Source organism: Flavobacterium sedimenticola (genome assembly GCF_030053345.1).
GTDB classification, from domain to species: Bacteria; Bacteroidota; Bacteroidia; order Flavobacteriales; family Flavobacteriaceae; genus Flavobacterium; species Flavobacterium sedimenticola.
Genome location: NZ_JASGBP010000004.1, coordinates 62496 through 77591 on the forward strand (window position 1 = coordinate 62496; position 15096 = coordinate 77591).

At 39.4% G+C, this 15096-nt stretch carries 7 protein-coding genes; 5 read left to right on the forward strand and 2 right to left on the reverse strand.

Annotated features, from left to right (window positions below; all coding sequences use genetic code 11):
- Nucleotides 1-2 precede the first annotated feature (2 nt).
- Entirely contained in the window at nt 3-1661 is a 1659-nt protein-coding gene (locus QHT84_RS08155) for a T9SS type A sorting domain-containing protein (protein WP_283239069.1), read from the reverse strand.
- 125 nt (nt 1662-1786) lie between these two features.
- Here QHT84_RS08155 and QHT84_RS08160 point away from each other — a divergent pair, with 125 nt between their 5' ends.
- From QHT84_RS08160 to QHT84_RS08170, 3 genes are read left to right on the forward strand one after another with little or no spacing between them, the layout of a single operon-like run.
- Entirely contained in the window at nt 1787-2308 is a 522-nt protein-coding gene (locus QHT84_RS08160; protein WP_283239070.1) for an RNA polymerase sigma factor, read from the forward strand.
- A 28-nt stretch (nt 2309-2336) separates the two neighbouring features.
- The gene (locus QHT84_RS08165) at nt 2337-3266 is read left to right on the forward strand and encodes a FecR family protein (protein ID WP_283239071.1); all 930 of its coding nucleotides are present in this window, start codon (nt 2337-2339) and stop codon (nt 3264-3266) included.
- Nucleotides 3253-5778: a TonB-dependent receptor gene (locus tag QHT84_RS08170; RefSeq protein WP_283239072.1), complete on the forward strand. Its 2526-nt coding sequence runs from the start codon at nt 3253-3255 to the stop codon at nt 5776-5778. Before QHT84_RS08165 ends, QHT84_RS08170 begins: the two co-directional genes overlap by 14 nt.
- Nucleotides 5779-5802: 24 nt before the next feature.
- On the opposite strand, the gene argS is transcribed toward QHT84_RS08170, so the two are convergent.
- Entirely contained in the window at nt 5803-7581 is a 1779-nt protein-coding gene (gene argS, locus QHT84_RS08175; RefSeq protein ID WP_283239073.1) for an arginine--tRNA ligase, read from the reverse strand.
- Between the two features lie 211 nt (nt 7582-7792).
- Between argS and QHT84_RS08180 the strand changes: the two genes are divergently transcribed.
- Together QHT84_RS08180 and QHT84_RS08185 are read left to right on the forward strand one after the other, a co-directional pair.
- The gene (locus tag QHT84_RS08180) at nt 7793-12409 is read left to right on the forward strand and encodes a T9SS type B sorting domain-containing protein (protein ID WP_283239074.1); all 4617 of its coding nucleotides are present in this window, start codon (nt 7793-7795) and stop codon (nt 12407-12409) included.
- A 176-nt stretch (nt 12410-12585) separates the two neighbouring features.
- Nucleotides 12586-15036, forward strand: coding sequence for a TonB-dependent receptor domain-containing protein (locus QHT84_RS08185; protein WP_283239075.1), 2451 nt, complete (start codon nt 12586-12588; stop codon nt 15034-15036).
- Nucleotides 15037-15096: the final 60 nt, after the last annotated feature.

Consider the following 15096-nt stretch of genomic DNA (forward strand, 5'->3'; position numbering starts at 1 on the left):
TTTTAACTTTTAATGATTTTTTGAGAATGGGTGAAATCGTCTGAACTCACTTTTAAAATATAGATACCTCTCACTACATCGGATAAATCTACAGAATAATTAGTATCCCGGGCACCCAACTCCCACTTTTTTATCATGCGCCCATTGATATCAAACAAAACGACATCACAATCTTGATTTAGATTCAAATCCAAATGCAACAACTCTTTAACCGGATTAGGATAAAGACTCACACTTTTGGATACCGTTGGTACTTCTAAAGCTGTCTCACCGTATTTGGCTACTACAAAATTAGTATTGAAATTGGCATCTTGTACACTCCCCAAAACATACAAACTCTGATTGGAAGGATTCCATCGGGTTACATCTCCAAAATCGCCGGCAGTAGCATAATTTCCGTGAGTAACATACGAAAACCATAAAAATTCACCGGACATACTGTATTTAAGAGTCGTCATGTCGATACCGTTTCCATAAGGTGTATTGTCTCGGGAAGAACCGGTGATGAAGATATTCCCGTTGTGATCGATAGCCATATCACTTTGACGATTTTGAGCGCCTAAATTATTTCTGTTAAAATTGGTATTCCATACCGGAAGACCATCGTCACCGTTTAAAGCCACAATATTGATTCCGTTTTCATTGGTAGCGGCAAAAACAACGTTGCCGTTAGGCAGCAATTCCACAGGCTGTTTGGCAGTGTATCCGGTACTGGAACTGATAGAAGCTGCCGTCCAAACCGGGGTTCCGGAAGGCGAAAGTTTCTCAATAACCACTTGTAGGGCGTTGATTCCGATTCTTTTCAGCTGACTGGAAGTGTAACAATTTCCTTGAGTATCGATTGTTAAGTTGATCCCGAAATCTTCCGCATTACCGGTACCGTTGAGTCTTCTTTCCCATAAAAGATTGCCATTGGCATCCCATTTCAGGGCAACACTGTCGTAGTGAGAATATACACCTCCCGTATACGCATAGCCTCTGCTTCTACCGATAGTCCATACTTCTCCGGCATCATTGACCGCCATATCTTTGAGCATATCATCGGAATTGTACTGGCTGTTGTACACTTTTCTGAATACTATGGCACCCGAATCTGATTGTACTTTGTACAATATACCGTCACTGCCTTGTGTTGTCCATACATTTTCGCCGTACATAGATCCCAAAACATACAAAGCGCCATTTTTGTATTCGAAAACTCTGCGAGCGGCTTCTTCGGTTCTGTTTTCTACAGAATCGGATAAGTATTGGTTCCAGATTATATCACCATTGGCATTGTATTTTCTGATCACAATTCTGTTTCGGTTGCTATCGGTATATCTGGTCTTTTCGTTAAACATAACATAGATATTTCCCGATTCATCTCCGATTACCGCATTGGCAAACAACTGCCAGTCGTTATTGACGGCATAGAGAAATCTTTTCCAAACCTCCTGGCCTGAATCGTTCGTCTTAACCAAGGCCAACGCATCCAATTGTCCCCCGTAATTGGTAATTCTGGTTAAAGCATAACTTTCTCCGTTAGGGTTCACCCAAAAGTCGACAGCAGAGTCGCTGTTTGTGATGTCAACATGGTGCATCCAATCCGGATTTTTTTCGGATTGGGCAAAAGATAATTGTGTAACCGTAAGTGTTACAAGTAGTAAAAAAACTTTTTTCATAAATGATTGATGATTTAATTGAACTTATTTTTATTTGAGCTCGCTTTTGAAACAATTGAAAAAAAATAAACCCTACTTGATAAAAAAAAACTATTTTCGAATTCCAAAAAATTGAAAAGGAGTAAATGAATGAACCTAAAATGAGTAACGTTTGTGAAGAAGCTGTTTTCTCGGTCTTTTTTAAAACCCATGCGAAAGCCCTGAAAAATTATCTGTATTACAAGTTTGGCAATGAAAACCAGGCCGAAGATATCACACAGGAAGCCTTCATTAAATTGTGGCAAAATTGTGCGGACGTACCTGTAGAAAAGGCCAAATCGTACATCTACACCATTGCTAACAATGCTTCTTTGAACGTCATTGCCCATCAAAAAGTGGTACTGAATTATGCGCAATCGTCTTCTAAAAAAGAAACGACTAATGAAAGTCCCGAATATATTTTAGAAGAAGAGCAATTTAAAACCAAACTATTAACCGCCATACAAAACTTAAACGAAACCCAACGCGTAGCATTCTTGATGCACCGTATTGACGGTAAAAAGTATACTGAGATTGCAGAAGTTTTAGGTATCAGTGTAAAAGCGGTGGAAAAACGCATTCATCTTGCCTTGACGGAATTGCGAAAAGAATTTGATTATTTTAAGTAGGGTAAAACCACCCCAATATGTTTTAGTTATGAAATCCGAAGATATGAACGAAAATTACAAATTAGCGAAATGGCTTTCCGGTGAAATGACCGACGAGGAATTGGCTGCTTTTAAAGCAGAGCCCGATTTTGCTGTATTTGAAAAAATCAAACACTATTCGGCAGCTCTTGAAACCCCGGCTTTGGAGGAACAAAAAATGCTTTCCGCCATCGTTTCAAAGCCTAAAACGCCTGTTAAAACCGTCTCGTTGTATCAGCATTGGGTATTCCGTGTAGCGGCAGTAGCCGTATTGGTTTTAGGCTTCTTCTTTACATTTCAAATCTTTGGTACGGCTACCGAAATTGCCGAAAACGGCCAACAGAATCGTTTTTCACTCCCTGACAATTCGGAAGTAGTAATGAATGCCGGTTCCGAAATTGAGTACAAAAAATGGAATTGGAGCAACAACCGTCAGCTCACACTCAATGGAGAAGCCTACTTCAAAGTAGCCAAAGGGCAAAAGTTTGAAGTGAACACTTCTTTGGGTAAAGTTACCGTTCTGGGAACACAATTCAATGTAAAACAGCGCGGTGAGCGCTTTGAGGTACATTGCTATGAAGGCAAAGTTAAAGTCACTTACCAAGATAAAGAAACCATCATCACGAAAGGCATGAGCATCGCCTTTAAAAATGGACAATCCTTAACAATTCCGCAAACCACCATTGAAAGTCCGCAATGGCTTAACAACGAAATGGTTTTCTATCAAGAAGATTTAAAATCAGTTGTTGGTGAATTTGAAAGACATTTTGATGTAACTTTGGAATTAAAGACCAAGGCTAGCCCTCAATTATTTACCGGAACCATCCCGGCGAATGACATCGATGTGGCACTTCAGGTTTTGTCCGCTAGCTACCATTTAAAAGCTAGTAAAGTTGGTAAAAACAAATATATAGTGACTGCGGTTGATGCTCAACAATAGATTATGCTATTCCTTTTTCTTGTTGTTTTTTTCTTTGGTCAGTGCACTGGCACAAGGAGAAAAGACCTCTGTTCCTTTAAAAGTTCTTTTGTTTCAAATTGAGCAGCAACATGACGTGAAATTCAATTATATAGAAGACGAAATTATTGTTTTTGCCATTGTACCGCCGAATAAATCCATGCCGCTTGAGCAAAAAATAGCCTATATTTCGAAAGAAACCCGGTTGCAGTTTACGCTTATTGCCCATAAATACTACACCATTTACAACGACAAAAAATTAGATAAACCGCTTTGCGGTTTTTTGCTTGATGCCGAAAGCGGATTGGGCATCGAAAATGCGGTCGTACGGATTGACAAAAGCACAGTATCGACCTTTACCAATGAATCCGGTTATTTTGAGCTCCCCAAGGTTTCTCCGAACAAAATCATCATTCAACACCAAGGCTATCAAATTTTCAGTCTTAATCCCGAAGAACTATACGTTACTAATTGCCCTAAATTTAAGCTAAACCCGTTAACGCAGTCCTTACAAGAAGTAGTAACCCAACGTTATTTAGCCACGGGTATCAGTCGAAAAACAGACGGAACCATTTTGGTCAAACCGAAAAAATTCGGAATACTACCCGGGTTAATTGAACCCGATGTATTGCAAACGATGCAACAAATTCCGGGCATCATCAGCGTCGACGAAACTATTTCCAACATCAATGTTCGCGGCGGTACTCACGATCAAAATCTTTTTTTATGGAACGGTATACGAATGTTCCAAACGGGACATTTTTTTGGCTTAATCTCGGCTTTTAATCCTTCTTTGGCGCAAACCATCAGTATTACCAAAAACGGAAGCTCCGCTTTTTATGGGGAAAGTGTTTCCAGTTTGGTCGATATTTCGTCTTTTACCAACTCGGTAGAAAAAACCAACACCAGCATCGGTTCTAACTTAATCAGTGCCGATTTTTACACCAAATTGAAGGTATCCGAAAAGGCGAATCTAACCCTATCCGGAAGACGTTCACTAACAGATTCTTTTAATTCTCCGACCTACCAAAGCTACAGTGACCGGATTTTTCAGAATACTGTGATTACCGATTTAAGCACAAATGAAATTGTGAATTACAGAAGTAATGTTGACTTTTATTTTTATGACGTTACCGCGCAATACCAACAAAAAATAGGTGCTAAAAGCGAGTTAAACATGGATATCATTGCCATTGAAAACACGTTGGAATTCAAACAATTTTCTACAGACTTAAGTAAAAAAAGCAAATTAGAGCAAGAGAATTACGGGGCTAATATTCGATGGAAAACTACCTGGAATAGTGAGAGTTTTACCGAAATCCAGACCTACTTTTCCAATTACGACTTGAACTCGTATAACGAAACCTTAGAAAACAGTCAGATTTTAGAACAAAAAAACACAGCTTTGGATATCGGTTTCAGAGTCAAACAATCCAATCAACTCACGAAAAACCTAACGCTGCATACCGGCTATCAATTTAACGAAACGGGAGTTACCAATTTTGACGAAATCAATACGCCTTTTTTCTCCAGAACCATCACTAATGTTTTAATGACACATGTGGCAGTAGGTGAAGGTATTTGGGAATCGGACAACAAAAAAAATTACTTGAGAGCAGGTTTGCGAGTGAACTATTTCGATAAATTTAGTGTTATTTTGGTCGAGCCTCGATTACAGTTTAACCGAGCGCTAAACGATTATTGGCGTATTGAAATATTAGGGGAACAAAAGAGCCAAACGTTATCACAAGTTATCGATTTGCAACAGGATTTTTTGGGTATTGAAAAAAGAAGATGGACACTATCCGATAATGCTGAGATACCCATTCAGAAAAGCAATCAGGTTTCCGCTGGGATGACATTCAAAAACAAGGATTGGTTGATTACCTGTGACAATTTTTATAAAAAAGTAACCGGAATCACTACCAGCAGTCAGGGCTTTTTGAATCAATTTGAATTTGTCAAAAATGCCGGAAACTATACGGTTTTGGGAACAGAATTTCTAGTTCAGAAATCGTTTCGCCGTTTTTACACCTGGCTGAGTTATTCGTACAACCACAACGAATACGATTTTAAAGACTTGTACAACGGTCCGTTTCCGAACAATTATCATATTACGCATGCCGTTTCCTGGGCCGGAATTTACGAATGGCAAAAATTGAAATTAGCATTGGGTGCCAAATGGCATACCGGCAGACCTATTACAACGCCAAAGGAATACACTGTTACTGAAGCCAATCCGAATATTGTATACAACAATCCCAACAATTACCGATTAAAAGACTATTTCCAAGTTAACTTTTCGGCTTCCAAAGAATGGTCTTTAAGTCAAAAAGTGACACTTCAAACGGCGGCATCAGTACTGAATGTTTTTGATACGCAAAACAGTCTCAACCGATTTTACCGCGTCAACAGCAATACCAATGTAGTGGAAAGTGTGGACACCTACTCGCTACAAGTTACGCCGAACTTTAGTGTGAAAGTGAGTTTCTAAGTCAAAAAAGGAGTAATGGCACCGTTACATACGCTCGGGAACGTCAATACCGAGCAACCCGAAGGCTGCTTTAATCGTATCGGCTACTTTCTTGGAGAGTTGTACTCTGAAGATTTTTTTCTGCTCATTTTCTTCTCCTAAAATAGAAACCGATTGGTAAAACGAATTGTATTCTTTCACCAATTCGTACGTATAATTGGCCACTAATGCCGGACTGTGGTTATGGGCGGCATTTTGAATCACTTCCGGAAATTGTTCGATGAGCTTTAACAACTCTTTTTCTTTTTCGTGCAACGCAATCGAATCCATATCGACATTCCAATCAAAATCGGCTTTGCGCAAAATCGATTGAATTCGAGCATAGGTATATTGAATAAAAGGTCCGGTATTTCCGGCAAAATCAACCGACTCTTCAGGATTGAATAAGATTTGCTTTTTAGGATCAACTTTCAGAATGTAATATTTCAAAGCGCCCAAACCGATAGTTTTGAACAAGGTTGCTTTTTCGGCTTCCGAATAGCCTTCCAGCTTTCCTAATTCGGTGGCAATTGCACCGGCTGTTTGGGTCATTTCCTGCATTAAATCATCAGCATCCACGACCGTTCCTTCACGCGATTTCATTTTACCTGAAGGCAATTCGACCATGCCGTATGACAAATGATATAGGCTTTCGGCCCAATCAAATCCGAGTTTTTTCAATATCAGGAACAATACTTTGAAATGATAGTCTTGCTCATTTCCAACAGTATAAACCATACCGCCAACGTCGGGAAAATCCTTCACACGCTGAATCGCCGTTCCGATATCTTGTGTCATATATACCGCGGTACCATCGGAACGCAATACAATTTTTCGATCCAAACCATCCGCCGTTAAATCAATCCAAACCGAACCATCGGGATCTTTTTCAAAAATTCCTTTTTCGAGTCCGAACTGCACCACTTCTTTACCCAATAAATAGGTATTACTTTCATAGTAATAACTGTCAAAATCTACCCCAAGATTTTTATACGTTTCGGCAAAACCGTCATACACCCATTGGTTCATTTTTTTCCAAAGTGCCACAACTTCGGGATTACCGGCTTCCCATTGGCGCAGCATTTCCTGAGCTTCCAAAATAATAGGAGCTGTTTTCTTGGCTTCATCTTCGGTTTTCCCTTGACTTATCAACTCATTAATTTCCGATTTGTAGTGTTTATCGAAGGTTACATAAAAATTCCCAACCAACTTATCGCCTTTTAGTCCGGTGGATTCCGGAGTTTGACCGTTGCCGAATTTTTGCCAAGCCAACATCGATTTACAAATATGAATTCCGCGGTCGTTGATGATTTGCGTTTTATATACTTTTTTACCAGAGGCTTTAATGATTTCTGCTACTGAATAGCCCAACAGATTGTTTCTGACGTGACCCAAATGAAGTGGTTTATTGGTATTGGGCGAGGAATATTCAACCATTACGGCCTTAGCGGTTGGCTCGGGCGTTACAAATCCAAAAGTGGTATTATTTCTGACTTCATTAAAAAAGTTGAGATAATACGGGTCGGAGACTACTAAATTTAAAAAGCCCGAAACTACGTTAAAACGCACTACCTCAGTTGAGTTCAAGACTAAGTACTCTCCTATTTTAGTTCCAATTTCAGCGGGATTTCCTTTGATAACTTTCAGCAACGGGAAAATCACCATAGTGATATCCCCTTCAAAATCTTTACGGGTTAACTGAAACTCAACTCTTTCGATAGTTACTTCAAATAGTTGTTGGACTGCCTTGGTAATGTGACTCGTTAAAATTTGCGAAAGTTTCATGGTAACTTATTTTTTGGTTGGCAAAGATAAACATTCAATGCTAAAATTTAAGGAAATGATTTGGCAAACTAAAATCTTGGAAGACGGATTCAAAATAAATCATTTTGTAAGTTTTATACTTATTAATTTTAAAATATTATGCTTTTTGTCGATTTTTTTTGCACTTAAACGATATTTATATACATATTTGTCACGTCAAAATCTCCAAATCATGAAAAAACTATTACTAATTATCACTTTGATGACCGGTTCTATTGGTTTGTCACAACAAATCACGGTAAGTTCTTCCAGCTACACTGTACCACAATTAGTCAACAATGTTTTAATTAACTCCCCTTGTGTATCGGCGACCAATATTACTTGGAGAACAGGAAGCAATTTCGGTTCATCAAACGGTATCGGATTCTTTCAGAATACCAACCCAAATTTTCCTTTACAAAGCGGTGTTATTTTGAGTACGGGTAGTGCTGTAAATGCACCCGGCCCCAACACCTCTATGTTAAACGACGGTTCAGCGGCATGGCCCGGTGATGCAGCTCTGGAAGCCACTATGGCAGCTGCCGGAATTAGTTTAGTATCAGCAAATGCTTCTGTTTTGGAATTTGATTTTACGCCGATATCTCCAACTTTTAGTTTTGATTTCATTTTTGCTTCCGAAGAGTATGGCAATTTCCAATGCCAATATTCTGATGCTTTTGCCTTTTTGTTAACTAATATGAATACCGGTGTAACCACCAATTTGGCAGTTGTACCCAATACAACAGATCCTATTTCTGTAGTAACCATACGTGACTTCTTGTACAACTCTTCTTGTCCATCATCTAACGCTCAATTTTTTGGTAGTTTTAATGGAGGCTCAGAAGCCAATACATCAGCGACTAATTTTAACGGACAAACCAAAATATTAACTGCAGCTTCGGTTTTAACTCCGGGGGTGCCATACCATATCAAATTGGTAATTGCAGACCGGTTAGACCCTCAGTCAGATTCAGCCATATTTATCTCTTCGGACAGCTTCAATATCGGGCAAGATGCCTTAGGACCGGATCTTACGGTAGCCGACAATACCGCTTTTTGTTATGGTGAAACCCATACGTTGACAACCGGTTTAAGCGCTTCAGATTATACCTTTATTTGGAAAAGAAACGGGAATGTACTCGCCGGTGAGACAGGTTCCTCACTTGTAATCAACCAAGCAGGTACTTATACCGTTACTTTTACTAGTATAAACGGTTCATGTCAACCGATATCTGATACTGTTATTGTTGAATATCATCCTCAAATCACATCTCCAAATCCTATCAATCTATACCGATGTAACTCGGGTGCTGCCTCATTTAGTTTTAACTTAGACACCAACACTCCCAGAGTTAAACAAGGTTTAGATCCGGCTACAGTTGTTACCTATCATGCAAGTCAGAATGACGCCGATAATGATATTAATCCGCTTCCTCTTCAATACAATAGTGCGGGCGGGCAGACAATATATGTGAGAATTGAGTTGCCGAATGGGTGTTTTACAGTAAAATCATTCCAAATTTTACTTTCCCCCCCGCCAACTGCCACACAACCTCAAAATATGGTCAGATGTGCCGCTTCCAGCACTGATAATACAGCTGTATTTAACTTAATGTCGCAAACAACGGCCATTCTCAACGGCCAATCAGGGGCCATATACAATGTAAAGTTTTATACCTCCTCAACCAATGCCACCAATGGCGTAAATGCTATTACAAACGCTAGTGCCGGCAATTTTATTTCATCGGGACAAACTATTTATGTAAGAGTATTCAATACTAATGACCCGGATTGTTACAGTTTAACCAGCTTTGATTTGATTGTATCTCCAACACCTTTGGTAGATGAAGTTGAAGACGTTATAATTTGTACCAGTTATGTGTTGCAACCACTAACCAATGGTAACTATTTCACGGAACCCAATGGTGGCGGCACCATGATGCATGCCGGTGATGTAATTACAGAAAGTACTACGCTTTACATATACAATCAACCTGGCGGAAGTGGTTCTTGCGACGCAAGCAGCTCTTTTACAATTACGATTGTGGATGATTCCTCTATGACGCCACCTGATGTTACGCATTGCGGCAGTTATACTTTACCACAACTAAGCTTCGGAAAATATTACACTGGACCAACAGGTACCGGTGTTGAAATCCCGGAAGGAACCGTAATCAATTCATCCCAAGTGGTATACTATTATTTTACAACTAATTCCGTTCCGCCATGTGTAGTGGATACCGACTTTAGCATAACCATTTTACCTACGGTAAATGTCGGTCAAAGAAATGATGTTTTCGAGTGTACTTCATATACATTACCTTCACTTGCTGTAGGAAATTATTACACCGGACCGGCAGGAACCGGAACACAATTGACCCCCGGAACACAAATTACTACGAGCCAAACCATATATGTATATGCCACAACAAACGGAAGTACTCCTTGCAGTGATGAAGATAGTTTTGATGTATACATCGGATTGACACAACCGGCCAACATAGCACAATGTAATGGGTATACACTTCCACAATTACCCATAGGAAACTATTATACCGGACCGGCAGGAACCGGGCAACTGTTACAAGCCGGAACTGTAATTAATACCAATACTACTATTTATATTTATGCTCAACCGAATAGCGGTAGTACTAATTGTACTGACAATATATCTTTTACAATAAGTATCGCACAACCTCAAATTGACACTTTAACTGATGTTACGGTTTGTGAAAGCTATACTCTTCCAACCATCACCAACGGAGATTATTACACCGGAACCGAGGGAACAGGAACGATGTTACATGCCGGAGATGTTATTTTATCCTCTCAAACCATTTACATCTTTAAACGACTGGATGCCACTTGTTTCAATGAATCGAGCTTTGTGGTAACCATAAATCCGCTACCCAATATCAGTTCAAGATCTGATATCGATATATGCGATCAATATGTTTTGACACCGCTTCAAGTAGGTGATTATTTCACCGGTCCGGGCGGTACAGGAACACTACTTCCTGCCGGTACTGTCATCACCTCATCGCAATTAATCTATATTTACGCCATTTCAAATACAACTCCGGCTTGTAGTGCAGAAAATAGTTTTCAAATCAATATTTTCTCCACCGATGCAGATGTTCTTCCGAACGTAACGGCTTGCGACAGTTATACTTTGCAACCTTTAAGTGAAAATAACAAATACTATACGCAAAGTGGTGGTCCAAACGGTGGCGGAACAGAAATTTTGCCGGGTACTGTAATAACCAGTACGCAAACCATTTACATCTTTAAAGAGTCATTAATCAGGGTTTCCTTTTCTTGTGTAGACGAAACATCATTTACAGTGACTATTAATCATACGCCTGTTATTCCGGCTATGCCAAATGTTTCTGCCTGTAATTCGTATACTTTACAGCCTTTATCTATAGGGAATTACTACACCGGACCAAACCAAACCGGAACCTTGTTACATGCCGGGGATCAGATAAGCACATCGCAAACCATTTATGTTTTTGCGCATACCAACACATCTCCCGACTGTTTCAATCAAATTAGTTTTGATGTAAATATCTTCAATGTAGATAATGTGCCCAATGTTACGATTTGTGAAAATTATACCTTGCCTAGTCTTACCATCGGTCAATACTTTACTGGTCCTAACCGAACCGGCGCACAGTTAGCTGTGGGGACAGTAATTACAACTTCTCAAACCATCTATGTGAATGCCTTTTCCCCTTTTACACCGGTATGTGCCGATGAGAGTTCTTTTACAGTAACTATTATCGACACCCCATTAGTAAATCCAACGCCGGTGAGTATGCGAACAGTATGTGATGAAGACGGTACTAACGACGGTATTACTTCTTTCGATTTAACATCGCTGACTGCCACAATATTAGGAGCACAAACCGGAAATCAATTTACCTTGGCTTATTATAATTCGATGGCCGATGCAGCTAATCAGAATAATGCGATTACCTCTACAACTTCGGCCACTGTTTATGTGAGAGTTAGCAATACCCTAGCGGCCAGTTGCTACGACATTCAACCCATTGCTATCATAGTGCGTAAATTACCGGAACCCACTCCGGCTGATGGTATTGTTTGTATCGACAGTGAAACCGGGACGCTATTGAATGCCTACACTATTAGCAGCGGATTAAGTGCTGCAACGCATACTTTTGTGTGGACTAACGAAGCCGGGACAACAGTTGGCACCGGTGCCAATTATCAGGCAGTATTACCGGGAGTGTATACTTTGGTAGCCACAAGTGCTGTAACAGGCTGTAGCTCAGAGTCTATAGATGTAATTGTGAGTGCTTCAGAGCCGCCAGTGGTAACCTATGAGATTAGTGAAGATTTTTCTTCTTCACAATCAATTACCGTTATGGCCACAGGACAAGGCAATAACTTCGAGTACCAATTGGATAACGGATTATTTCAAGACAGTCCGGTCTTTGAAAATGTATCTTCCGGATTACATCTAATTACTGTGAGAGATAAAAACGGCTGTGGTTCTACAACGATTCAAGCTATTGTTTTGAACTATCCTAAATTCTTTACACCTAACAATGACGGCTACCACGATACTTGGAATATTTGGGATTTATTCAATCAACCAAGTGCTGTAATCACCATTTTTGATCGCTACGGAAAAGTGTTGCAACAAATCAAGCCAAATACTGCGGGCTGGGACGGAACTTACAACGGAAGACTAATGCCATCCGACGATTATTGGTTTAGTGTTAATTATACTGATGAAAATCAAGTAGCTCAGGAATTCCGTTCTCATTTTGCCATGAAACGCTAATATAACCCTCATACTTTAATTCGAAAAACTCTCAAAAATTTGAGAGTTTTTTTATATGTATCATGTAACAAAGTTTTGTTTTAACAGTCTACTTGATAAATCAAAAAAAGGCAGTCGTAAAAAAAATCAGCCACTGTTTTTTTAATCCTTAACCATAAATAAATTACGTTACAGCAATGAAGTTAAAATTATTTGTCTTTTTGACCCTGTGTACCATTGGTTTCACAACGGCTCAAAACGCATCAGGCAATGGTGTAATTACAGGAAAAGTAATAGACAAAAACAGTCAACAACCTATACCATATGTTAATGTTTCTGTTTTAGAGGACAGCAAAATTATCACCGGTGGTATTACACAAGAAAACGGAAACTTTACCATCAAAGGTTTACCTTTAAAAAAATACCTGGTTGAATTTCAATTTATAGGATATAAAAAAGTAACCAAAGAAGTTACCTTGTCTGAAAACAACAAAACCGTCAATCTGAACAATGTAATTATTGAAGAAGAAGCGGTGCAATTGGCCGGAGTCGAAATTGTAAAAGAGCGTTCCACCATCGAACAAAAAATCGATCGCAAGGTAGTGAATGTTGGGAAAGATTTGATTGCCTCGGGAAATACCGCTTCCGATATTATGAATAATATTCCGACCGTAAGTGTTGATCCGCAAACCAAGGAACTCAGCTTAAGAGGCAACTCTAACGTACGTGTTTTAATTGACGGCAAACCTTCTAATATTGATGCCGGACAATTGCTCCAACAAATTCCTTCCTCTTCCATAAAACAAATTGAATTAATCACTAATCCTTCGGCTAAATACAACCCGGAGGGAATGAGCGGAATTATCAATATCATTTTACACAAAAATTCGCAGGACGGTTTTAACGGAAGTATCAATTCGGGAGTTACCTTCGGGGAAACACCTAAAGTGAACTCGGCTTTAAACTTAAACTATCGCGTAGGAAAAGTGAATTTCTATTCTAATTACGGGTTTAATCACGGTCTGAATGCCAATCGCGGTCATATCAACAGTTTCCGTCCCAATTTAGAAAACAGACAAGAGTTTGGCGGTTCCAACTTAAACACCTCACACTTGGTTAAATTGGGAATGGATTATTATATCGATGAAAAGAATACGATTTCATTTTACACCAACCAAAACATTGTAGCCGGAGGTGGCGATGGCTATACGACCATCAATTATGACAGTGCATTACTGCGTGATTCGAAACAGTTTTCCTATTCGGATAACGACAATTACACCCAAACTTATGATTTGGCCTACAAACACGATTTTTCTAAAAAAGGGGAAACATTAGATTTTCAAGCCAACTTTTCAAACACTGAGAGTCCGGAAAAAACAGACTTTAAGTTCAATCAGACCAACCCGACTTCTACCCGATTCACTACTAACGATATCGAGCGAGACACCGATTACCTTCAAATCAACTTGGATTATGTAAATCCGATAACCGAAAGCATCAAGTTAGAACTGGGAGCTGAAACCCGAATTCAAAAAATAACCAATGATTTTGACGAAACCATAAGCGAGCCTTCGGAATCGTATAACAGAGTCGGAAATTCCAACTTTGTCTTTACTCGAAACATCCATTCATTGTACACCAACTTTGGCAAACAATGGACCAAATGGAGTGCCCAAGTTGGAGTACGACTGGAGCAATATGAAATTGACGGTGATTTTCAAAATGTAGTAACTTCGTCCAACAGTACCGAAAACATCAATGACCGCAGTGCTATAAAAGACGATATTTTTTCGGTATATCCTTCGGTATTCTTTAGCTATAAAATGAACGACAAGAATACGTTCAACTTTAATTATTCCCGAAGAGTCGATCGCCCGAGTATCGGACAAATCAGTCCCATTAGAGAATGGACTACACCATTGGTGGAATCACGAGGAAATCCGGCTTTGGAACCGCAATTTACCAATTCCTTTGAGGTGAATTATACCCGAACCACAACCATCGGAGCCATAACAGCTGGCGTATTTTACCGTCAAATTAACGATGAAATCGGAAGGGTTATTTACAAGAATCCGGACAACAACAATCAGGATATTATTTCTTATAGCAATTTTGACAACAATCATGCTTTCGGTACCGAAATTTCAGCCAATTTAAAAGTAGCCAAATGGTGGTCGATTAATGCCAGTTCGGATGCCTACTTCAAAACCGTTAGAGGTACTGTTGAAAACGCCAATACCGGAAATCAGGAAAGAGCCGAAGTAGATGTGGTCATCTTCAATGCCCGTATGAACCATAATTTTGTAGCCACCAAAAAACTACGATTCAATTTATTTGCCATGTACCGTGGTAAAGACTTAGGATTACAGTTTGAAAGAAAACCAATGTATCGAATGGACGTAGGTTCTACCTATACTATTTTAAAAGGCAAGGGAAGTATTACTGCCCGAATGAATGACGTATTTGAAACGATGAATTTTTCTTTTGACGGAAGCATTCCATATCGTCAAACGGGAGCGTTTTATTGGGAAAGTCAAACCTTTTACATCGGATTCAACTATATGTTTGGAGGCGGGAAAAATAGTGCGCTACAACGCAAACAAAGAGATCAGAACGAAACCCAAGGCAGTGGCGGCCTTCTGTAAATATGCCACTTAAATTATTTGAATTAGTTGTTACCAAAAAAGCCAAACAAAATTGTTTGG

Bases quoted from the DNA above. Each gene is read 5' to 3' on its own strand.
- QHT84_RS08170 (WP_283239072.1), top strand. From the start codon at position 3,253: ATGCTCAACAATAGATTATGCTATTCCTTTTTCTTGTTGTTTTTTTCT.
- argS (WP_283239073.1), bottom strand. From the start codon at position 7,581: ATGAAACTTTCGCAAATTTTAACGAGTCACATTACCAAGGCAGTCCAA.
- QHT84_RS08180 (WP_283239074.1), top strand. From the start codon at position 7,793: ATGAAAAAACTATTACTAATTATCACTTTGATGACCGGTTCTATTGGT.
- QHT84_RS08185 (WP_283239075.1), top strand. From the start codon at position 12,586: ATGAAGTTAAAATTATTTGTCTTTTTGACCCTGTGTACCATTGGTTTC.
- QHT84_RS08155 (WP_283239069.1), bottom strand. From the start codon at position 1,661: ATGAAAAAAGTTTTTTTACTACTTGTAACACTTACGGTTACACAATTA.
- QHT84_RS08160 (WP_283239070.1), top strand. From the start codon at position 1,787: ATGAATGAACCTAAAATGAGTAACGTTTGTGAAGAAGCTGTTTTCTCG.
- QHT84_RS08165 (WP_283239071.1), top strand. From the start codon at position 2,337: ATGAAATCCGAAGATATGAACGAAAATTACAAATTAGCGAAATGGCTT.